The sequence below is a fragment of the Alteromonas sp. B31-7 genome (genome assembly GCF_015767655.1).
Lineage (GTDB): Bacteria > Pseudomonadota > Gammaproteobacteria > Enterobacterales > Alteromonadaceae > Alteromonas > Alteromonas australica.
Window position 1 is genome coordinate 4,260,200 of the sequence record NZ_CP065233.1, and the last position, 21,814, is coordinate 4,282,013.

Genomic DNA, 21,814 nt, shown 5'->3' on the forward strand with positions numbered 1-21,814 from the left:
CATGGTTATCATAAAAACCACCGCCTAAGTTTAGCCGGTGGTTTTTTTCGTTTTGCCCAATAGGCTTCTATTTACCGCAAGCTACACTATTCTAGCAATAGAGCTCCAGAGCCACTTGACGCGAGCTCGTCCTCAGGGTTCCTTAACGCACAAGCTTCCATTGATAAGCAGCCACACCCTATACAACTTGAAAGATCATCTCGAAGTTTAGTGAGCTTCTCAATACGTGCCTCAAGTTGCCTGTGCCAAAACTGAGACAATTGTTGCCAATCTGATTTGCTGGCCGTTTTGTTCATAGGCAGTACCGCGATGGCTTCTCTTATCTCATTCAGTGACATACCCAATTGTTGCGCCACTTTTATGATGGCCACACGGCGTAACACCGCCCTAGGGTATATTCGTTGATTTCCATTGTTGCGCGTGCTTTTAATCAAGCCTTTATTCTCATAAAAATGAAGCGCTGAAATACTCACACCACTGCGCTTTGCTAGTTCACCTACTTTTAATACCTGTTCCATACCTTTCTATCGCCGTTCAGTGCTGGGCCGTTTCCTAATTCACTCATTTAAGGAAAAAAGTTATTGACCTCAACTTAAGTTGAGGTTTTAGGCTAAGTATAAATCACAATGTAACGGCCAACACAATAGGAAATCCCAATGAAAAAACTACTTACCCTATATTCGAGCGCACGCGCCACAGGCAACACTTTTCAACTGGTTAATACCTTTCATCAAGTTATGCCAACAGAGATATGTTATTTAGATAAAATGCATGTAGAGGGTTTTGACTATCAATACCGAAACCAAAACGATGATTTCAATGGGCTTATTGAAAAAATGCTAGAGGCAGACATCATTATTTTTGCTTCCCCTGTGTATTGGTATGCCTTTACCCCTGCGTTTAAATGTTTCTTTGACCGCTTTACCGATCTCATCACTTTGGCGCAACAAAAACACAAGGGAAAAAAATTACGCGAAAAAGCCTTTTACGTATTTGCTACCTCAGCACACACCACACTTCCCGACAGCTTTATCACTCCACTTCAGCAAACACTAAGCTATTTAGGTTGGCAGTACCGAGGGCTGCTGCACATAAATTGCAAAACGGGCTTTGACCCGATAGTTGCACAGTCACTGTGCGAAAGAATGGCGAAAAGTATGGTTAGCAAACCTAAGCCATCCTTGTTAAGTCAGGTAGGTCGTTTCGCACAATATATGTCTTACTATAAATGATGATAAACGCATACGGACGAAGGACTGGAGAGCAGTGGCAGATATTGAACCACTGAGGAATCTCCTTCCTTCACCGGATTAATCGTTTTTAATTTTCTATCGCTGGGCTTAAAGCTTCACGTGCCTGTTTAGTTTGAATCACTAGCTGTTCGCGAACGTGTTTGGCCGACAAGCACACGTCTTCGAAAGGCACAAACCACACGTTGTCGCCATCGGTATAATGAGCGCCTTCAGGAAACACACCACACATTTTAGGGGCAAGAACGCTAACATTCAGTGTATGCTTTAATATGAGTGACATTGCATCCACATGATCTTCGTTCATATGGGTGATCATGCCGTCGACATTACTGTGCCATTCCTGTTTTTCTTGGTGCCAGTAGGCTTTATCTACCCAATGAATTTTACCAAACCCGCCTATGTAACGTACCCGTTCTGTTTTAATCACATAAAAGTTAAAGTCATGGGTTTGCCTATACCCTTTGGCTTGCGGAAAAAGACGAATGTACTGGGCTTCAATGTGTGACTCATTGACACACATTGCATTCCCCATAATTGTGACTCGCCCATTCGCTTGGGAGTCGTCTTCTTCGTTGTCGAAAATCGTTAAGCTCACTTTGTCGTTGGCTTTAATATTGCGCGTATGCAGCGCAATGTCACTGATATAAATAACCGCATCACCTTCAGGTGTCAGGTAGTATGGCACCACAGAACCAAAAGGATAACCAGGCATCGACGTAGAGTGCGTGCCAAGTACGCCACTGTGTTGTGCTCTGGCTAATTGTTTTGCAGCAAGTGCAATTTCGGGCATGCCCATGGTTTCTTCCTCTTCTATTTCGCTTAATGAGTAACAAAAACACCATGTTCAGGATGTTTTATAAGGTGTAAATCAGTTTGGTAACATTGCTTTAAAATCCGCTGATCAAGCACATCCGCGGGCGGTCCATCAGCAATGACACCTTGATTAGCTAGCACCAGCATTCTTGTACAATAGGGCGTCACAAGATTAATATCATGGCTAATACATATGATGCTAAGGCCGTGTTGGCTTAATTTTGCCAATAGCCCCATCACCAGTTTCTGGTGGCGTAAGTCTAGCGCCGATGTGGGTTCGTCCAGTAAAAGCAACTTGCCAGTTAAATCGTCCTCTAGTGACGAGGGGACAAGTTGTAGCAAGGCTTTGGCCAAATACACCCGTTGTTGCTCTCCTCCTGAGAGCGTTTGAATGTTCCGGTGCAACAGGTGGCTTAAATCAAGTGCATCAGACACAGTCGCAATACACCCACGACGAATGTGGCTTGGTTCTATCATTGCGTGTCGCGCCAAGGTTAAAACTTCATCCACTAAAAAACCAAAAGGCGAGGTTTGATGCTGACACATCACCGCTCTCATTGTTGCTAACTGTTGAGCGCTGTAGTGCTCTAGTGGCGTGTCATGCACATATATCTTTCCGCTCACCAGTGCGCGAAATGCCCCCTCTCCACCGCATATAATGTTAAGCAGTGTGGATTTACCACACCCATTTTCTCCGGCTATAGCAATAAATTCTCCGGCCTTTACGGTGAAATTAACCTTGTTGAGCAGTGAACGTTCACCCCGTTTCACCTGCACCGCTATAACCTGTAACACCGTATTTTCTGGTGTTTGAGTAATGCTATTGTCCACCGCTGAACACTCCTTTTTGCTGCCACAAAAGATACAAAAAGAACGGGGCGCCAATGGCAGAAGTCACAATGCCAATCGGTATTTCCATTGGTGAAAACACGCTGCGTGACAATGTATCAGCCGCACTTAATAAGAGTGCGCCAACAAGCGCAGACGCTGGAAGCAATATGCGATGGTTTACCCCAAATAGCGTTCGACAAATATGGGGAACCACTAAACCGACGAAACCAATTATTCCGCAAAGCGCTGTGGCCAGCGCCACACAAAATGTCACCAACCATAACATGCGCTTTTTATACCGTTTCACATCTAATCCCATGTAGGCAGCCTCGCCCTCACCTAGGGCCAATAAATTAAGTGCATTTTGCATTCTGAATAGCCCAATAAAGGCGGCCACACAGGTAATACTGACGATGATGGCTTTGTTCCAATTGGCACCTGCCAAGCTCCCCATTGTCCAATACGAAATCTGACGTAAGGCGTCATCACTGGCGACGTAGCTGACGGCTCCTATAATCGTGCCGGTAAACGCATTAATCGCTACGCCGGCTAAGATTAACGCGGCCACAGATACGCCTTGCGGGCTTTTTGAAAATTTCAGAACCAATAACACTGCAGCTAAGGCACCAAAAAACGCCCAAACGCCTACCCAGAGAGATGCCATAGCAGGGGGGATAAAAGAAAAGGCACTGGCCGGCATCACAGCCATGCTTACCGCAGCTGCCGCTGCCGCTCCCCCTGAAATACCAATTAAGCCGGGGTCGGCTAATGGATTTCGCACTAAGCCCTGCATGGTACAACCTGCCGTTGCGAGCAACGCACCAATTAATGACGTCATAATGACCCGAGGCAGTCTCAGCTGGGTAAATACATACCAGTGAGTGGTGTTACTTATGCCAGAGGCGTCGCCAAAAAGCCCTTGCATATAGTCCACAAGCAAACGCCCCGTATGAATATCTAAACTTCCACGGGTCAACGACAGATACATACTGACTAGGAGCGCAAAAGAGAACACCCATAGACCACGCTTGTGTTTTTGTTGCCTTGATCTCATGAAGCTAGGCAGTGACGTGCACACTTCAGCCATTTACTCTGCCTTATCACGCGCAGGCGTGGCAGTTTCATTGACAGCCTTTAATGCCAGTGCCTGTAAAGCATGTTCAGAAATGGCAGACATGCCTTGTGCAAAACGGGGCGATAAACCTAATGCCACGTTACTGTCCAAGGCTTTTACCAGACAATGCTTACCCGCAAAGGTAGCAGCGATAGCAGGGTGGCTACATAAGTGACTCAGCGCTTCTTTGCCATGCAGCATGTGGCCTGCCACAAAAATGACGTCTGGGTTATGTTGTAAAACGGCTTCGTTATTAATCAGCTTGTACCCTTCTAAGGACTCGGCACCGTTTTGAATTCCCAACAGATCGAACATTGCCTGAGGGACGGTATTATGTCCGGCCACGGTAAGCCCTCTGTCGTTATTTGAAACGACAAACAACGCTTTCATCGGCCTATTATCGACAGGGGAATAGGCGGCTTTTTGCTTTTTGAATGCCTCTACTTCATGGCTCACTCGCGCACTTATGGTTGTCGCTAGGTGTTGCGCTTTATCTGATACCTGTAACTTCTCGCCAACGTGTTCGATGAGTTGCCTTAAGCCTTGGAGGTTTTTAGGCATATCGTAAATAACCACATCAACACCCGCCCCCGAGACCTGCTCAATCATGTCACTGGGGCCCGTGGCACTGGCACCGAGCAACAAAGTGGGTTGTTGGGCTAGCACGCCTTCGGTGCTTAACTGGCGAAAGTAACCAAGTTTGGTTATGTGTCGGGCTTTTTCTGGGTACATGCTGGTACTGTCTGTAGCCACCACTTGGTCGCCCAATTCAAGAGCAAAAACGATTTCAGTTAGGCTTCCCCCTGCGGTAATAATTCGCTGCGCATTTTGCTGTTCATGAGCATGGGCGTCTGAAAGACACCCTACGCTCACAAGCAAAATAGACAGACCTATCTGGGCAACCCATTTTGCATTTACCATTCTTCTACTCCGCGCTTAGCGCATCGCTGCGGAAACTGTAACTTCCTGACGTGCCTTCTTCATCGTAGTAGCTTGTAATTTGCATTTTAAACACAGTGTCACCCGCCTTAATTAAATACACGCCAAACTGGGAATAAAGTAAATGTGTCGTACTGTCGTAGTAATACCAGTTGTTTTCAGTTATTGCATATTCACTCACTGTTTCACTACTGAAGCCATAGTAAGCGGCCGCTGCTTCATCCACACCCGAATACGTATCTGCATCGGTTCTTAACACTAATGCATCATCGGCTAGGTTTATAGCAAACTCGCCTGCGCCATCGCTGCATGGAATGGTAATATCCCAAGCATCGTCGGCCGTTACGGCTTGTTGAAGATCAAAGTCAATATAAGCGGGTTCGGTACAACCGACTAAATTGGCAGTAACGGTTACCGCTTCCGCAAATTCTGTTTGCCCATCCAATACACTTTGATGCATAACAGTGAGGCTTATTTCTCCCATTCCATAGCCTTCAGTCACTATGTCTGTCACATTAAATTTAGTGTAATTGTCGTCGGATGAAACGATGTAATACACATCCTCAGCCGCGCTCACGACGTGCGTGGTCGTATCATAATTGTAAAACGTGGTGCCAATCACTTGGCTATCGCTGTCAGTCGAAAACTCAGTGTCATCAGGAATATCACTGGCTGACACCGCGAGGTAATCATCTAGCTCGCTATCTACGGTGGCATTTAGGAAACTATCGGCAATGGCATTGCCTTCGTCATCAAAGAAGTCTGCATTATTACCCGTAAAGTAAAGACTGACAGGCGTCTCTTGATGAGTATTTAAAAATACACTGGTACGTTTAAAGCCAATGTCCCACTGGGTGTCGGATGCAGCTTCTTCGTCGGTAAGCGTCACTTGGCTTTGGGTATCTAAATCAAAATACACGGCTACCGGCTCTGACGTCGTTCCTGTACTAAATGGGCCATAAATCGAGCCTTCCTCATTACTTGTATCATCAGTGCCGGAATCCGTGTCGTCGGTGCCGCTGTCGGTGCTATCGTCGGTTCCCACACCGGTATCCACATCTGTGGATGAATCACTGCTGGAACCGCCGCATGCTGCCAACCCTAAGCTAAGCGCAATAAGCCACGCTAATTGTGTGTGCTTCATTCTTTTTTCCTCTTTTCTATTTTACGTGTTGTGGCAAAAGTCATGGTGTTTCATGGTTAAAATGTATAGCTCGCCGAGAGATACACTCGACGCGAAGAAGTTGGCCTTGCATCAAAGACCCCCGCCGATACAGCATCCGGTGCGCGATGTTCGTTAGTGAGGTTTTCTACCCCAGCTCGCACGGTGATATCAGTATCAAGTTCATGCTGCAGTACGGTGTTGATAGTGGTGTATGCATCGTGAGAAGTTTGTGTGTAGCCGGCAGTGGGCGACACATCATTTTCATGAACAGCGTAAAGTTGAATACTGGTATCAGTATGCGTAAATCGATAGGTTAAAGCGGTTTTAATAAGGTGAGTGGGCCGTTCAGGTAAACGTTCGCCATCTTGATCTTCTGTGTGTAGATAACTGTAGTTGGTTTGCCACTTCCAATTGTCATTTTGCAGTGCAACACTGACATCGGTGCCATAAAGACGTGCTTCATCCAGATTGTTGTATACAGAAATGTCTAGGCCGGCGTCGGTAGACGCTTCATCGTCTCTCAGGGTAATAATAAAGTCTGAGGCTTCCGTATAGTGAAGCTCTACGTCTGTTTTAATCGTCCATTCACTGTGTGAAATTGGCCATTCAAAGGCAGCGCCTATGTGACTACTGAGTGCTGTTTCGGGTTGCAAATCAGGGTTTCCAAGAACCATGTAACCCAAGTTGCTGTGGTCAAAAACGTAATAGCGTTCCTTCAAATTAGGCACACGGTAACTGCTACCTACCCCCCCTCGTAAATGTACAGATATCCCGTTGTAGTTCAGAGAACCCGTCGCACTCAGTTTTGCGGCGGTATGCCAATCAAAATCTGAGTCGTTTTGAACACGTACACCCGCTAATAGTTGTGTATTGTTATGCTGCCACTGCCCTTGAAGATAGGTTTCAATGCTTTGTCGGTTTACATCATCAACCTCTACCACACCGGTGTCTATGTTCTGTTGATCAAGGGTATCCGCGTGCAAAACAACACCACTTACCCAGTCTATTCTTGCTTCGCCAAGTTGAGCAGTGAACGGGTACTGCGCGTCTATTTCGCCTAATGCGATATCCGTATTGCGCAGGCCATTAGTATTACCACTGGTTTCATCATGCGCTAAATAACGCGTATTCACTTGCCATACACCGGGTTGTTTAATACTTATATCGTGCTGCCACTGCTGAACATCTGATTGATAACTGATAATGCTGGTTTGCCCGGGTATGGCTGATTGAGGTCTATGCTTTGATTCATCAAACCACTGTAAAGCGTAGCTGATGTCAGTCCTATCAAGTTGGCTAGAAAGGGCCAATTTAACAAAGTTTTTATCTACCGCGCCGCCGTCTTGAGCAATGCTAGATGCATCATAGTCAAACCCAGGATTAGCAATATGCTGCGCGCTTATTGACCCCTGCCAGCCCTTTAATTGCTTTGTGGCCGATAAACGAGCCGTATGCGTTAAGGTGTCTCCATCAATGGCATCATCGGTATAATGCCCAAGCTCATAATCTAGCGAAGCACGGTTTCCTCGTGGCTGCGCAGTGATAATATTGATTACGCCGCCCATGGCAGAGCTTCCATACAACACCGATGCAGCGCCGCGAACAATTTCTATTTGACGGATATTCGCTACGCTTATTTGGTCTAGGTCTACCGACGAGCCTGTGGGAGAGACAATTGGCTGGCCGTTAACTAACACTAAAACGTGGTCACCGTTAAAGCCATGCAGTTGTACATTGTAGCCATCTTTCTGGCTTCGCCTAACGACTACGCCAGGCATAACTTCCAATACTTGTCTTAACGTCCCCTTGCTTAGGCGTGTAATGGCCTCTTCGTCGATGACATCTACTTTAACCGGTGAATGAGACAACAGGGTAGGTAAACGGGTACCTGTGACGACCATGTGTTCAGTTTCGTCTATTGCCTCAACCACTTCCTCAGTAGGCACCCCTTCTACCACCGTTGAAACCATACCCATCATTAGCGTACAAGCAAAGGGAAAAGGAAAGGTAGAAGCGCGCATAATTAACTCTAATACAAATGATAATAATTTGCATTTGATCTTATTTATTTTCTGTTAAATTGCAAGGAGGAATTTCGAGATGGGAAAGATATAATTAATTTTATAATAAATACAAAGGGTTATATTAGTAGCTTTTTGCTTCCCCTCGCCTATGCCAGCGTTTGTATAGGTATGCCTGTGTATATGATCACGAGGGTTTAACAAAAAAGGCCGCTGAGCACGACAATGGTGCTTAGCGGCCTTTACACATTAATATGGATGATTTCTTTAGATTACTGACATGAAATCACAGCTTGTTCTGCGCTGTCCGGCGTAAACTGAATATCCGCAACACTCACGCTCGCTTTGCCTTTAGTCCCTATTTCAAAGGGTACGACTAAGCCCGTGAAGTCGATACCTTCTTTCACAAAACACTGTAGATCAATGCTCATCGACGACCAAGTGTCTTGCGGTAGCGCATTAAGTTGCTCACTAATATCAATTTGTGTAGAGCAACTACCAGGTGCGTCACCTTCGCCCTCACAATTCATGCCGATAGTGAGAGGTTCTGAAATATCAGTGTGGCGGCTAACATTTAAGGTTAATGCTGAGTTCATTACCAATTGCGCACTTAGGTCTTCTCTAAAAAAGCTTTTGCTTGCAAAACGCATCGCTGCATACTGACTGCCATCAAACGTGAGCTTACGGGCGTCTTCTTGAACCACTTTGTCGATGGTTCGGTAAGTGAGCGCGCCTACGTTATGGATGCTAGCATTTACCGACAAGGATTCCTCTCCAGAGTAAAGCCATAATACCCAGGGTGCTTGTACTGCGCCATTAAGAATTTCCATTGGCTGACTAGCACTTGCATCGATTATGACTTCAGTATTTAGGTTATTGTCTAATTCGCTTTCATCACTGAGCGTTAAGCCATAGCCATAAGGAAGTAGCGGCGCGTAATCCTCATCGCCTACATTGACAATTTGATCGGGAGTGGCCGGCCATGAGAAGGGCAACTTCCCTTTAAAGTCGTGCTCACCAAATAGTACATCGGCAACCGCTATACCTTCCGACCCAGGTAACCAGGCAGCAACAAACGCGTCAGAGGCATTTAATTCGGCATTCACCCACATTGGACGACCACTAATAAATACAGCGACAACCGGAATACCTTGCGCTTTCAGCTTGGTGAGTAAGGCCAAATCACGTTTATTCCCGTTTTGGTAAATTAACGTTTCTCTGTCGCCGTGCCCTTCTGCGTAAGGTTCTTCACCAAATACCACCACAGCAACGTCAGGTTTGGTGTCAAATGTACCGTCTACTGACAGCTGCACTTCGCCACCGGCTTTTTCTACTTGGGCTTGAATACCATCAAAAATAGAGGTGCCACCAGGAAAATCTTCATTGGTGTTGTTCGTTCCCTGCCAAGTGATACTCCAGCCACCAGATTGCTTGCCAATATTGTCGGCAGCGTCACCAGCAACTAAAATACGTTGTGTGCCTTTTAGAGGCAGAACCTGGTCATTGTTTTTAAGCAATACCAAAGACTCGCGTACGGCTTGGCGTGCCACTTCACGATGTGCTTCAGCACCAATGAGTGACTTGTCTCCCGACAATGGGCGGTTCGCTGGGCTTGGTTTTTCGAACAACCCTGCGCGAACTTTTACACGTAAAATACGACGTACAGCATCATCAATACGCGACATGGCAATGGTACCGTCTTTAACTTGCGCCAGCGTATTATCAAATAAGGCTTTCCAATCATTGGGCACCATGAAAATATCTAGGCCCGCATTAATCGCTTGTGCGCAGTCTTCGTTGTTACAGCCTTTCACTTGCCCGTGACCATTCCAGTCACCCACAATAAAGCCGTCAAACCCCATTTGCTTTTTCAACACATCTGTCAGTAGATATTTGTGCCCGTGCAACTTATCGCCGTTCCAACTATTAAACGACGCCATTACCGATTGCGCACCTGCGGTTAACCCACCCACATAACCTTGGGCATGGATGTCGAACAATTCCTGTTCACTTGCCACATTGTTACCTTGGTCATCGCCACCGACAGTACCGCCGTCGCCCACAAAGTGTTTCACAGTACTGATAACCCGCTGGTCACTTAAAAAGTCTTTATCTGCTGCGCCCTGTAAGCCTTTGACAATGGAGGCTGCATATTGACGAACTATCTCTGGATTTTCAGAGTAACTTTCGTAAGTACGCCCCCAACGATCATCTCTCACCACGGCGACAGTAGGTGCAAAGACCCAATCAATGCCAGTAGCCATCACTTCTTTCGCCGTAATGTGGGCTATTTTTTCCAGTAACTCAGGGTTGTTAGCCGCCCCTAAACCAATATTGTGAGGAAACAAAGTCGCACCAATGACATTGTTATGGCCATGTACCGCGTCTGTGCCCCACATGGTAGGAATAGTAGAACCGTCGAGGCTATCGTCAATAGACGCTTGATAGAGTTTTTCAGCCAGTGCTACCCAGTCATCTGGGGTAGCATGCTTGTCGTTATTTGGGAATGCGCCACCGCCATTGAGGTACGAGCCAAACCCATATTTGCGCATATCTTCTTCGGTGATATTCCTAATTTCAGGCTGAATCATCTGCGCAATTTTCTGTTCTAACGTCATGTCTGCCATGATGTCAGTCACTTTTTGCTCTACGGCTGGATCTGCTTTCACTTCTATATCAAGTTTAGGCCAAATATCCGCCGCCTTGCTTATTGGCATTTTTGCCTCTGAAGACGGCTCATTGATGTCTTGAGGTGCCTGAGTGCAAGCGCCTAAAAACGCCACTGATATGATTGAAGCAAGAATTTGTGTTCTCATCATACTTCCTTAGTTGTTTTTAATTCAGTAACGCGACAGCCAATTAGCCCATAATAGGCAATGTATACATAACATAAGGCTGGCAATATAAAGGATAAGGTTACGCCTACGCTGTCTGCTAATACACCTTGCAGCAGGGGCACAATGGCGCCCCCTACAATGGCCAAGCAAAGAATGCCTGAACCTTGAGGTGTATGCTTGCCTAGCTTTTGTAGTGCCAAACTAAAAATGGTGGGGAACATAATGGAATTAAATAGACCCACACCCAGCATGGCCCATAACGCCACACTGCCTGTGCTACTAATAGACACGAAAATTAAGGCAATCGCCATGGTTCCGTTAAATGCCAATACTTTTCCGCCAGATATTTTCTGCATAACCAAGGCACCAATGAACCGGCCCACCATAGCGCCCCCCCAAAAATAAGCCAGTAGCTTAGATGCCTTGCCCTCTGACAGGCCAGCCACATCTGGGTTGGCTAAATAGTTCACCAACATACTGCCTATGGATACCTCAGCGCCCACATACATAAAGATACCCAGAGCACCCAGAACCAGATGGCGATGTTGCCACGCTCCGCCAGAAAATACTTTGGTATTGGCATTGGTATGATTAAGCTTTGGAAGTTTTAAGTAGAGGAAAATAAGCGCTAACAATAACAAAGCGGTAGCGAGTATCAGGTAAGGAATTTGTACATCTGACGCCGACGCCGTGGCGCTATTGTGCTCTCCGCTGGCGCCAAAAATAAGGTAAGAACCAAAAAATGGCGCAACAGTGGTTCCCAACGAGTTGAATGCTTGGGTCATCGTGAGTCTTGAAGAGGCCGTTTTAGGATCGCCAAGCGCGGTAACATAAGGGTTTGCAGATACCTGTAATATGGTAATCCCTGCCGCCAATACAAATAAGGCGATGAGGAAAATGGCATACACCCCCATAGAGGCGGCAGGATAGAATAACAGGCACCCTGCGCAGGCAATGCCCAAACCAAGTACAATGCCCTTTTGATAACCTATACGCGACACCACCATTCCCGCCGGTAACGACACGATAAAATAAGCGCTAAAAAAGCAAAACTGAATAAGCATTGCCTGAGTATAATTTAGACTAAATGCCCCTTTTAAATAGGGTATAAGAATATCATTAAGGCATGTAATGAAGCCCCACATAAAAAATAATGTCGTTAACGATATCAGTGCGAAGCGATAACCACCTGTAGGTAAGGATGGGTGCTCGTCTATTTTGTGGGGTTGAATGCTTGTCTCCACTTTATCACCTCTAATGATAATTTCATGCTAAGGGTTTGTGATGTTAGCGCTTACATTCACAAATTTATCATTCTGTAAGCGCTTACATTGATTCATTAATAATTACACGAAGCATTAACAAATTCAATGTAAAAAACATGTTATTTGACGTAAGCAAGCATTTTTAAATGGAAGAAGATGCTGCTAAATACAAGAAAAGTACGTAAGTTCAAGTAGAAAACCAATACAACCTCCGCTAACACTCTCGCTAAGGTTGTGACTTTCTATTCACAATTTCGCCACCAAACATGTTAACAAATGTAAAAACACCTAAGGGAGAAGCCTCTCAGCTAACGCCCTTTTAACCCGGCGCATGTGCTGTACTTACCCACGGTTTTGGGTGTACGCCAATTACATATGAACATGAGGATGATGGTGAGGATGAAGGTGCAAGTTATCACTTTCGTCACGGCAGGGTTCGCCGGGCAATTCAAATTCAATGGTGGTATGCGCCAATGAATAAGGCGATAAGGCAGCGGCAACCTCGGATTTTAGGCCTCGTAATCTTTCATTATCAATGCTGCAGTTAATCACTAAATGGGCGGTAAGAACGTGTTGCTCACCGTCTAACGACCAAAAATGAAGATGGTGTAACTCCTCCACGTGAGGTAACGCCAATAGCGCCTGCGAAATAGCCTGTTTTTCCTCATCGTCAGGGACGCCCTGTAAAAATAGCGTCATTGTTTGGATCACATATCTCAGTACGTTAGATAAAATAAACAAGGTAAAAAGAATAGATAAAATAGGGTCAAGTATGGGCCAATGGACGAAATGGAGCACGATAGCCACAACAAGCACTGCTACCCACCCCAACGCATCTTCAAGCAAATGCCAATTAAGTACTTTTTCATTCATGGAGTGCCCCCCATGCAGCTTATAGGCGGCAAAGCCGTTAACAATAATACCTAACACCGCCATGCCCATCATACCTTCGGTGACTGGCATCTCAGGCTGCATCAACCGTGGAATCGCTTCTGAAAGTATCCAAACCGAGCCCACTACCAGAATGAGTCCGTTGATCATTGCTCCCAATAAGCTTAATCGCTTAAAACCATAAGAATACTTATCGGTCGCGGATTTATGCCCCAGTTTACTTAGGTACCACGCTAGGCCTATAGATAAAGAGTCGCCTAAATCGTGCACCGCATCCGCCATAATAGCTACGCTATTGGTCAGCCACCCACCAATAAACTCAATAATAGTAAACACAAAATTTAACCAGAACGCCCAAGCAATACGCTGACTGTCAGCCCCTGCCTGGGGGGGACTATGGGCATGGTGATGATGCATAAAACACCTCAGGATCTATACTAGATAAGTAGCATACCCTGTCAAAGCAGCTATTTCCTAGACTTAGTGACTCACGATAGGCGATTAAGAACAGATAATATTCGCTTTGCGCGTCTTATCACACTAAACGCTTTCTAATGAATATTAAAAACAGTAGATTAAAGACAGCGTTCATCTTTACAAAAGAAATAGCTTATGGATTTAAAAAATATGCAAGCTGTGCTGGATGCGTTACCTGATCCGGCATTTATACTTTCAAAAAGTGGCAAATATGTCGCCCTTTTTGGCGGTAAAGATAGTCGCTATTATCATGATGGCTCAGCCCTAGTCGGCCGGCTACTTTCAGAAGTGCTCAATGCATCGAAAACACAATATTTCATTAGTAAAATAGAAGAAGCCTTACATTCAAAAGATATGATCGTGGAAGAGTATGCGCTAAAGGATGAAGACTTTATTGCGCTGCCCTACGAAAATGAGCAAGAGACAATATGGTATGAAGGGCGTGTGAAGTCGTTAGATTTTCTCGTTGAAGGCGAACCCGTGGTACTTTGGGTAGCCACCAATATATCTAAGCGCTATCAATTAGAAACTCAGCTGCGCTTTTTAAGTACTACCGATGAACTCACTGGCTTGTATAATCGTCGGCGCTTAGAAAAAGACCTTGCCGTACATTTTGCGAATTTTAAACGCTATAAAAGCCCCACCTCGGTGCTAATGCTTGATCTTGATAATCTTAAAATGGTGAATGATTTGCACGGTCATCCACAAGGTGACGAGGTGATTAAGACGTTAAGCGCCGTCATGCATCACGAGCTTAGAGAAATGGACGCCGCGTATCGCTATGGCGGAGACGAGTTTGTTATTATCTTACCCAACACCAATGTGAAACAGGCGGAGATATTTGCCAACCGCCTCAAATCGTCTTTCATAGCACAAATGAAGCTATGCCAAGGGGCGGATAGCACGACGATACAATGCGTGAGTGCCAGCATAGGCGTGTCCGCTTTCGAGAAAAGCGACACGAATGAGGCAGACGCACTTGTGCGAGCCGACACCTTACTTTACCAAGCCAAAAATGCAGGCAAGGATGCGGTTCGCCTAGGTTAGCGCTTTTCGACCTGCCCTCTCGATAACGCTTGTACCTTCGTGCATTGTTGACGAACTGCCTGAGGAACAGGGTCAAGCGAGATACAATCGACACGACACAAAGCAGCGGGCACAACATGTGACGCAACCACTATTGGTGTGGTAGCAGACACCCGTTTAAGTAGCGTACACACCCGTTGTTGAGATTCAGCATCCAGTCCTTCGAATGGTTCATCTACACACAGTAGCGAGGGCGATGACAAGATAGCGCGAGCCAACACCAAGCGCTTACTTTCTCCACCTGATAAGTGCCGCCCTGCCTTGCCAACCCAGGTTTCCAGCGGTAACAGCGAGTCCAGTCCGAGTGCACGCAAGCATTCGTCCATTTTTTGCTCTGTAACACCCAAGCCCGCAGGGTCTAGATTTTGCTTAATCGTTGCCGACAAAACGGTAGGAGACTGCTCTACATACCGCCAGCCTTCTATTAACCCTTGAGGTAAGGGCACACCATCAACAATACGCCTTCCCGTACTTGGGATTAAACCTACTATGGCTTGTAACAAACTTGATTTACCGCTGCCAGACGCGCCCTGCAATAAGGTTATTCCTTGCCGTTGAACAACAGCAGAAACACTTGCACTGCGCCTCTCTAGGGGCTTTAAATGTTCACATTGCAGTTGCTGATTAAACCCGACGTTATTTAAATTATCATAAGGCACTGTAGAGAGGGCATTAAGGGCATTTCGACTGTGCTGCCATTGGGAAACCCGCGTGACAGCGTGAAAGGCGCTCGACGCCCAATCTGGTGATGCAAGCAACACCATGGGCACCACTATGGCCAGCGGCGTATAAAACACACTCGACGTTGCCAGTAGCCCCCCTATAAGTAAACAGTAGGCCACGCCTTGAAACACCCATGCCGCGCTATGGGCGCTTGCTTGCTGTGTTAAGTTATCTCGCCATACCTGCTTAGCACTAGGCACATTTTTTAACTGATATCGCGGTGACTGACCTGAGGTGATGCTATCGTTTTTTTTAAGATGCCAAATAGCACTGGTATCAAAAAACGCTGTGGTTTGCTCTCTAAAATGAGTCGTGGACGCAGCATAATGGCCCGCACCTTTCAAACTTCTCACCCCTTGCCAACTCATGATGAATAGCCAACCAACAAAACCAACCCATAATATGGGCGCGCCGGGTAAGCCGAACGTAGATGCCCCAACACACACACTAACAAACAGAATAAGCACACTTGAAAGTGGTGCAATCCACGCAATCCACATAGATGCGACCTCTTCAGTATGATGCGCTAGTGCTTCAGTAGAGTATGCATGGCTTCCACTATGCGCATTCGTTAACTGAGAAAACACCAATAAGCGCACACCACTTATCCGGTAAAGTAAGTCGTTGTGACCCACCCACATTGAGGCATAGCCTGATGCGATGCGAAGTAAGGCTAGCGCGCGAATAACCACGGCAGGAATAACATAGTTAAATCCTAAAGGTGCAATAGCGCTAATCGCAATAAACCACGAGGAAATAACCAAAATACTTAACCCCGCAGCTCCATGTAAAATAGCAAGAAGCAAGGTTAATATAGCTGGCTTTTCAGTACGATTACGGTGTGTCATTGCACATTCACTTGTTGATGTTTAACGTTCCAAAAATGCGTAAACCAATTTGCTGGTAATGCCTTGTGAGATGCCCACAGTACCGTTTTATCTTGCGTCACCGAATGGATAAGCCGCGACAGTCTGTGATGTTGGCTATCAGATAAATGCGCAGTGGGTTCATCTAGCAACCAGATGTCGGCTTCTCGCAACAGGGCTCGGGCTAATGAAAGACGTTGTGCCTCGCCACCCGACAGTTCTGGACAATAAGAAAGTTGCGTATCTAAGCCGTCAGGAAGTGCTTCAAACCAAGATGTAAGCTCAACTTGGAATAGCACCTGCAAAAGTTTTTCATCATCGTATACGTCATCTAAACACAGGTTTTGGCGCACACTTGAGGGTAAAACAACCGGTTGCTGTGTTAACCAAACCACCTTGCCTTTTAAACAATGGGAGCTTTCCCTTTTTGCTGAGAGCGCTTCAAGCAACAAGGTTTTACCGCTTCCAGAAGCCCCGCTGATAAGTATGTGATCGTGAGGAGAAATTACGAGTTTGTCGGCATGCAATACATCACCCGCACGAAAGGCACTTGCCTCAAAGCCTGAAAACGGTTGAGTGCTATCTGGGTTAAATGGCATGTCCGTTGATGAAAGCAGTGGCGCCAAATTATCCTGGGCTGCCTCAGCTTTTGCTTTTTGATGGTAGATGGCCCCTAGCTTTTTCATTTCGCTCAGCAGCAAAGGGACGGTTAACAATATCCAAAGGCCATCTTTCAATTCGATAGAAGGCCCAATATTAAGCTCCCCTAGAAGCGAAAAACCAATAAATACCGCCACCAAGGCCACGGATAAGGTCGCAAAGAAATCTAACACGCTGTTAGACAAAAACGCCACCCCCACCACATTCATGGTGCGCTTGTTAAGCTCGTCACTGGCTGCCACCAATAAATCAGTTTGCTTTTTATTCGCGTTGTAGTTCGCCAGCATAGGGAGCGCATTTAGCCGGTCGGTAAACATGCCACCTAATCGTGCTAATGCCAAAAAGTGTTTCCGATGCAGTGCACCGGCGCCCTTGCCTACAATCACCATAAACAAAGGCACAACAGGTAAGGTGATAAGTAACCCTGTGCCAATCACAGGGTTGATAGAAAATATCACTGCTAATGCTAAAAGCGGGGCGATAATCGCTACCGTTTGTACTGTTCGATATTCAAATGCCCAATTGACCAAATCGACCAATTGATTTTGCCAGACATCTTGCCAGTAAAAACTGGAATATTGGCGGGCCAACGCGTGTTGCTGCGTCGCAAACCTGTGATGAAGTAGACCTTCAAAGCGCTCAAGCGTGTTAATTTTACTGCGCATTAACTGTACGTTATAAACGCCATTTAATACCCAATTAATCAATAAACTCACCATAATGCCAATGATAAGTTCGTGGCTTGCTGGTTGCTTCAGCACAACCCATGACTGAGCAATGTGCGCGAAGAAGTAAAACGCGAACACCAGAGAAAAAAGTGACAGACACTTTATCACCACAAGTGTCATAAGCGACGAACCCATGCCAAGCCTATGAGCATCGTCTAACCTCTTACACCAAGATGACAATGTCTGTCTGTCAGAAACGGTTTCTTTTTTCACAGGTACTCTTACTTAGTTATCAAGTGCGCAGACAGTGATATCGTCCGCGCACGTTTTACCGAATATGATGCCGCATACTTTTTTATTCAGCGTCTTCGGGGCGATCTAGGTTTTCAGTCGATTCCAACCACATGGCGTTGATAATGCCAAAAGAACACGCGAGTAATACGCCTAAAATCCATGTGAAATACCACATTTTCGACTCCTTAATAGATGGTATGAGATTGGTCGAGATCAGCACTTTTAATGCGACCACGCATAACGTAAAAACTGTACGCTGTGTAACTAAGTACAATAGGAACAAAGAGACAGGCGACGAAAAACATGACATTCAATGTTAAATGGCTTGATGTGGCATCCCACACCGTTAAGCTTGCTTCTGGCATGGTGGCGCTAGGCATTAAAAATGGGAACATTGAAATCCCAGCGGTTAAAATGACACCTGCAATAAATAATGCACTGCTCACAAATGCCATACCGGCATTTCCCTTATTAGAGAAAAATGCACAGGCCAATCCAGCAACAATACCCAAGACTGGCGCTATCATGGTCAGAGGGTAGTCTCGGTAATTATTCATCCAGGCACCGCTTTGAATAGCCACCTCTTTTTTGAGGGGGTTAGACGTAGCCAGCGTATCAAGGGAAGACGTAATAACGAAACCATCGATACCAACGGCCACCCATACTCCGGCTAAGACAAAGCATGCCACACCCACTAAACTTAATACCTTAGATACATTTCTAGCCCGGGATTGAATAAACCCATCGGTTTTCATTTGCAACCAAGTAGCACCATGGTTTAGCAAAATGGCAACCGACAATACGCCAGATAAAAGCGCAAACGGCGTGAGTAGTCCGAAGAACGAACCGGTATAGGTAGACTTAAGGGTGTTATCCAATTCGAAGGGAACGCCGAGTAGCAAGTTTCCAAAAGCGACACCAAAAATCAACGAAGGGATAATACCGCCAGCAAATAGCGCCCAGTCCCAAGCATTACGCCATTGTGGGTTTGGCAACTTACTTCGATAATCAAACCCGATTGGGCGCATCCAAAGCGCAATTAAAGTGAGCGCAAGGGCAAGATAAAAGCCTGAAAAAGCCGTGGCATAAATCATTGGCCAAGCGGCGAATATAGCGCCCCCCGCCGTAATAAACCATACTTGGTTGCCATCCCAGTGGGGGCCAATAGTATTGATCATGACCCGGCGTTCTTTGTCGTTCCTGCCGATGAGTGTTAGCAATGCACCTACGCCAAGGTCAAAACCATCTGTCACCGCAAAGCCAATAAGTAGCACGCCAATTAGGCACCACCAAATAATGCGAAGAAGTTCATAATCAATCATGCTTTTGCTCCTTTGCTGTCTATATCGACAAAGTCTAAATCTGAGTCAGTTTGGCTGTTGCTAGGGGGTACTGGGCCTTTCTTGGCAAATTTTTTCATTAAATAGAAGCCAATAATGAACATCATTGTGTAGAAAAGGGTGTAAGCAATTATGGTGGTCACCACATCGCTTATGGCTAGGTTAGAAACAGAGGTATGAACAGGCAGTACTTCGGCAATCGACCAAGGCTGACGACCATATTCCGCCACAAACCACCCTGCTTCACAGGCTATCCAAGGTAGCGGCAAGCCATACAACGCCGACTTTAATAGCCAGCGTGGCTGAGTAATCTTATGTTTAGTGCTGAAATAGAAAGCGCAAACAAACAAAGCAAGCATGATAAAGCCAGCCGCAACCATGATACGAAAACTCCAAAAGAGGGGCGCTACAGGGGGAATGCTGTAGTCAACAGCTTGCTGAATTGCCGCTTCAGAAGGGGTAGCTACATTATCGGTAAAAGGCTCTAGCAGCATGGCATACCCTAAGCTGTCTTTATGCGCCTCGAAGGTGGCGACTTGTTGCTCAGATGCGGTTCCGCTGCGCACACTATCGAGCAATTCATAGGCTTTAATTCCCGCTAAAATTCGCGCTCTATTTTCTGCTTTTATTTCTTTTATTCCTTTCACTTCTTCGGTTAACGAGCGGGTGGCGATAATCCCCATCGCCCATGGAATTTGAACGGCATATTCCGTTTCCTGGGTTTCATCATTAGGCAAACCAAAGAGTGTAAAAGGCGCGGGCGCGGGATGTGTATCATATTCCGCTTCCACAGCAGCCAACTTCACTTGTTGGACATGGCCGAGTTCATATCCGCTTTCATCCCCTAACACAATGACGGAAAGCGTCGCGGCCAAGCCAAAACTTGCCGCAATGGCAAATGAGCGTCGTGCGAAGGCGATATGTTTATGATTGAGCAAGTAGTAACTGGAGATGGCGAGCACAAACATAGCACCGGTGACATAACCTGCTGATACCGTATGAACAAACTTAACTTGGGCTACTGGGTTAAATACCACTTCCGCAAAGCTTGTCATTTCCATTCGCATTGCTTCGAAGTTAAATTCCGCCCCAATGGGATACTGCATCCAGCCGTTAGCGATTAATATCCATAAGGCAGAGAAATTTGAACCAATGGCAACTAACCACGTTGCCATAAGGTGCTTTACCTTCGACATCTTGTCCCAGCCGAAGAAAAACAACCCCACAAAGGTAGACTCTAAGAAGAAGGCCATCAGCCCTTCAATGGCAAGCGGCGCACCAAAGATATCCCCCACATAGTGTGAGTAATACGACCAGTTCATACCGAACTGAAATTCCATGGTTAAGCCTGTTGCCACACCAATTGCGAAATTAATCCCAAACAACTTTCCCCAAAACTGCGTCATTTGTTTGTAAATCTCTTTGCCCGTCATCACATAGACAGACTCCATAATGGCAAGGAGAAAGCTTAGTCCTAGGGTTAGGGGTACGAATATAAAGTGGAACATTGCGGTTAACGCAAACTGCCACCGCGATAGTTCTACTAACGTATCGCTCATGGGTGATCTCCCTCATCTTTTAAGTGTGCTGGAAGCGCCCAATGTGGATGGGCGCAGTTTCTCTACAGAAGGGCGCAGAGCATTCTCTGTTCCAGTCTTGCAGTAAAAGTACATAAAATAGGTTTTTGCCCTAACTACAGGGATTTCCTACTGTGCGGGAGAATTATGGCATGCGCGGAAAAAGCGAATTTTGATCCAACGCAAGATAACCTTTACTAACTACGCCAAAATTGACAAACAAAGTGCCATATTTGACACAAGTCCCATTTTTATCCTTATACCCCTGTGTTCTAAGGCGTATATGTCAGGGTAAATGCTCCTCGTAACGTGCCAATATCGAACCCCATAGCTTCGTCCTCTGGATAGGCGTCATCAATTGCAGCCTGCACTCTTGGGGCTACAGACTGGCCATGGCATGCCGTGCATATTTCGTCAGTTTTTATGGCTTTCAAGTATCTAAATTCACCTGTCGCGCTATCATAATGGGAGGCTTCAAGTGGTCCATCAAATTGAGCCGATAATTGATTAGAAAACGCGATAAGTTGTTCTCGTTCCCAAGCATCAGGGGTATTGGCTGGGTTGCGTACCCGCAGGGCCGTGCGCCCAACAGTCCAACCATTACCACTAATGGCTTTAGCTATCGGCCCAGCCTCTAATTTACAAGCCTCAATCCCCTTGACCAAACCACCTTGACCAATAGCTTCTTGCAAACGCGCTTTTAATGCACCGCCTAAGGCTTTCGCATGCTGCCGCGCGACAAGGGTTCTCGCCTTTAAATCGCCCACGGATTCGCTTTCTATCGTTACATTGGACGCAAAAGCAAAAGTAGTACTTAGCGCAAATATACTTAAGGGTAAAATTAACGTTACTTTCATCACTTGATTTCCTCTCTTATTCACAGATATCGGCTATCGAGATTAGTTGCTAATGCAAGGCCCACTAAACCTCGCTATGGCAATCCACAACAATGTTTATGCCAATATGATAGTCTTTAATTAATAAAACGAGGCTA

Annotated in this window: 18 protein-coding genes; 2 read left to right on the forward strand and 16 right to left on the reverse strand. The window is 46.0% G+C overall.

Annotation, left to right across the window (positions count from 1 at the left end; translation table 11 throughout):
• Positions 1-86 precede the first annotated feature (86 nt).
• Positions 87-518, reverse strand: a complete 432-nt coding sequence (gene soxR, locus IUA53_RS18655; RefSeq protein ID WP_196897555.1) for a redox-sensitive transcriptional activator SoxR — start codon at positions 516-518, stop codon at positions 87-89.
• A 138-nt stretch (positions 519-656) separates the two neighbouring features.
• Between soxR and IUA53_RS18660 the strand changes: the two genes are divergently transcribed.
• The gene (locus IUA53_RS18660; protein WP_196897556.1) at positions 657-1,232 is read left to right on the forward strand and encodes a flavodoxin family protein; all 576 of its coding nucleotides are present in this window, start codon (positions 657-659) and stop codon (positions 1,230-1,232) included.
• Between the two features lie 88 nt (positions 1,233-1,320).
• On the opposite strand, the gene IUA53_RS18665 is transcribed toward IUA53_RS18660, so the two are convergent.
• The 9 genes from IUA53_RS18665 to IUA53_RS18705 all read right to left on the reverse strand — a co-directional run bounded on the left by IUA53_RS18665 (position 1,321) and on the right by IUA53_RS18705 (position 13,546).
• On the reverse strand, positions 1,321-2,049 hold the full coding sequence (locus IUA53_RS18665; protein WP_196897557.1) for a HugZ family pyridoxamine 5'-phosphate oxidase: 729 nt from the start codon (positions 2,047-2,049) through the stop codon (positions 1,321-1,323).
• A gap of 23 nt (positions 2,050-2,072) precedes the next feature.
• A complete protein-coding gene (locus tag IUA53_RS18670) occupies positions 2,073-2,897 on the reverse strand; it encodes an ATP-binding cassette domain-containing protein (RefSeq protein WP_196897558.1) in 825 nt (274 codons plus the stop codon).
• Positions 2,887-3,984 (reverse strand): FecCD family ABC transporter permease, encoded by a 1,098-nt coding sequence (locus IUA53_RS18675; RefSeq protein WP_196897559.1) that lies wholly within the window; start codon positions 3,982-3,984, stop codon positions 2,887-2,889. Before IUA53_RS18675 ends, IUA53_RS18670 begins: the two co-directional genes overlap by 11 nt.
• Positions 3,985-4,932 carry a heme/hemin ABC transporter substrate-binding protein gene (locus tag IUA53_RS18680; protein ID WP_196897560.1) on the reverse strand — a complete coding sequence of 316 codons (948 nt, stop codon included), beginning with the start codon at positions 4,930-4,932 and terminating at the stop codon, positions 3,985-3,987.
• Positions 4,933-4,936: 4 nt separating this feature from the next.
• A complete protein-coding gene (locus tag IUA53_RS18685; RefSeq protein WP_196897561.1) occupies positions 4,937-6,094 on the reverse strand; it encodes an HmuY family protein in 1,158 nt (385 codons plus the stop codon).
• A gap of 56 nt (positions 6,095-6,150) precedes the next feature.
• Entirely contained in the window at positions 6,151-8,136 is a 1,986-nt protein-coding gene (locus IUA53_RS18690) for a TonB-dependent receptor plug domain-containing protein (RefSeq protein WP_231401193.1), read from the reverse strand.
• A 272-nt stretch (positions 8,137-8,408) separates the two neighbouring features.
• Positions 8,409-10,952, reverse strand: coding sequence for a glycoside hydrolase family 3 protein (locus tag IUA53_RS18695; RefSeq protein ID WP_196899601.1), 2,544 nt, complete (start codon positions 10,950-10,952; stop codon positions 8,409-8,411).
• Positions 10,952-12,217, reverse strand: a complete 1,266-nt coding sequence (locus IUA53_RS18700) for a sugar MFS transporter (RefSeq protein WP_231401194.1) — start codon at positions 12,215-12,217, stop codon at positions 10,952-10,954. The genes IUA53_RS18695 and IUA53_RS18700 overlap by 1 nt, the downstream gene beginning before the upstream one ends.
• A 390-nt stretch (positions 12,218-12,607) precedes the next feature.
• Positions 12,608-13,546, reverse strand: coding sequence for a cation diffusion facilitator family transporter (locus IUA53_RS18705; protein ID WP_196897562.1), 939 nt, complete (start codon positions 13,544-13,546; stop codon positions 12,608-12,610).
• A 195-nt stretch (positions 13,547-13,741) separates the two neighbouring features.
• Between IUA53_RS18705 and IUA53_RS18710 the strand changes: the two genes are divergently transcribed.
• Positions 13,742-14,653, forward strand: coding sequence for a GGDEF domain-containing protein (locus tag IUA53_RS18710; protein ID WP_196897563.1), 912 nt, complete (start codon positions 13,742-13,744; stop codon positions 14,651-14,653).
• On the opposite strand, the gene IUA53_RS18715 is transcribed toward IUA53_RS18710, so the two are convergent.
• The 6 genes from IUA53_RS18715 to IUA53_RS18740 form a co-directional block, all read right to left on the reverse strand.
• Positions 14,650-16,263: an ATP-binding cassette domain-containing protein gene (locus IUA53_RS18715; protein WP_196897564.1), complete on the reverse strand. Its 1,614-nt coding sequence runs from the start codon at positions 16,261-16,263 to the stop codon at positions 14,650-14,652. The genes IUA53_RS18710 and IUA53_RS18715 overlap by 4 nt on opposite strands.
• Positions 16,260-17,882: an ATP-binding cassette domain-containing protein gene (locus IUA53_RS18720; protein WP_231401195.1), complete on the reverse strand. Its 1,623-nt coding sequence runs from the start codon at positions 17,880-17,882 to the stop codon at positions 16,260-16,262. Before IUA53_RS18720 ends, IUA53_RS18715 begins: the two co-directional genes overlap by 4 nt.
• Before the next feature lie 82 nt (positions 17,883-17,964).
• Positions 17,965-18,078 carry a cytochrome bd-I oxidase subunit CydX gene (gene cydX / locus IUA53_RS18725; RefSeq protein WP_044058379.1) on the reverse strand — a complete coding sequence of 38 codons (114 nt, stop codon included), beginning with the start codon at positions 18,076-18,078 and terminating at the stop codon, positions 17,965-17,967.
• A gap of 10 nt (positions 18,079-18,088) precedes the next feature.
• Positions 18,089-19,225, reverse strand: coding sequence for a cytochrome d ubiquinol oxidase subunit II (gene cydB / locus IUA53_RS18730; protein ID WP_044448948.1), 1,137 nt, complete (start codon positions 19,223-19,225; stop codon positions 18,089-18,091).
• Complete coding sequence (locus IUA53_RS18735; protein WP_196897565.1) at positions 19,222-20,802, reverse strand: cytochrome ubiquinol oxidase subunit I; 1,581 nt, start codon at positions 20,800-20,802, stop codon at positions 19,222-19,224. Before IUA53_RS18735 ends, cydB begins: the two co-directional genes overlap by 4 nt.
• A gap of 290 nt (positions 20,803-21,092) precedes the next feature.
• Positions 21,093-21,677 carry a Tll0287-like domain-containing protein gene (locus IUA53_RS18740; RefSeq protein ID WP_044058382.1) on the reverse strand — a complete coding sequence of 195 codons (585 nt, stop codon included), beginning with the start codon at positions 21,675-21,677 and terminating at the stop codon, positions 21,093-21,095.
• Positions 21,678-21,814 lie beyond the last annotated feature (137 nt).

Bases quoted from the DNA above. Each gene is read 5' to 3' on its own strand.
- soxR (WP_196897555.1), bottom strand. From the start codon at position 518: ATGGAACAGGTATTAAAAGTAGGTGAACTAGCAAAGCGCAGTGGTGTG.
- IUA53_RS18660 (WP_196897556.1), top strand. From the start codon at position 657: ATGAAAAAACTACTTACCCTATATTCGAGCGCACGCGCCACAGGCAAC.
- IUA53_RS18665 (WP_196897557.1), bottom strand. From the start codon at position 2,049: ATGGGCATGCCCGAAATTGCACTTGCTGCAAAACAATTAGCCAGAGCA.
- IUA53_RS18675 (WP_196897559.1), bottom strand. From the start codon at position 3,984: ATGGCTGAAGTGTGCACGTCACTGCCTAGCTTCATGAGATCAAGGCAA.
- IUA53_RS18680 (WP_196897560.1), bottom strand. From the start codon at position 4,932: ATGGTAAATGCAAAATGGGTTGCCCAGATAGGTCTGTCTATTTTGCTT.
- IUA53_RS18685 (WP_196897561.1), bottom strand. From the start codon at position 6,094: ATGAAGCACACACAATTAGCGTGGCTTATTGCGCTTAGCTTAGGGTTG.
- IUA53_RS18690 (WP_231401193.1), bottom strand. From the start codon at position 8,136: ATGCGCGCTTCTACCTTTCCTTTTCCCTTTGCTTGTACGCTAATGATG.
- IUA53_RS18695 (WP_196899601.1), bottom strand. From the start codon at position 10,952: ATGAGAACACAAATTCTTGCTTCAATCATATCAGTGGCGTTTTTAGGC.
- IUA53_RS18705 (WP_196897562.1), bottom strand. From the start codon at position 13,546: ATGCATCATCACCATGCCCATAGTCCCCCCCAGGCAGGGGCTGACAGT.
- IUA53_RS18710 (WP_196897563.1), top strand. From the start codon at position 13,742: ATGGATTTAAAAAATATGCAAGCTGTGCTGGATGCGTTACCTGATCCG.
- IUA53_RS18715 (WP_196897564.1), bottom strand. From the start codon at position 16,263: ATGACACACCGTAATCGTACTGAAAAGCCAGCTATATTAACCTTGCTT.
- cydX (WP_044058379.1), bottom strand. From the start codon at position 18,078: ATGTGGTATTTCACATGGATTTTAGGCGTATTACTCGCGTGTTCTTTT.
- cydB (WP_044448948.1), bottom strand. From the start codon at position 19,225: ATGATTGATTATGAACTTCTTCGCATTATTTGGTGGTGCCTAATTGGC.
- IUA53_RS18735 (WP_196897565.1), bottom strand. From the start codon at position 20,802: ATGAGCGATACGTTAGTAGAACTATCGCGGTGGCAGTTTGCGTTAACC.
- IUA53_RS18740 (WP_044058382.1), bottom strand. From the start codon at position 21,677: ATGAAAGTAACGTTAATTTTACCCTTAAGTATATTTGCGCTAAGTACT.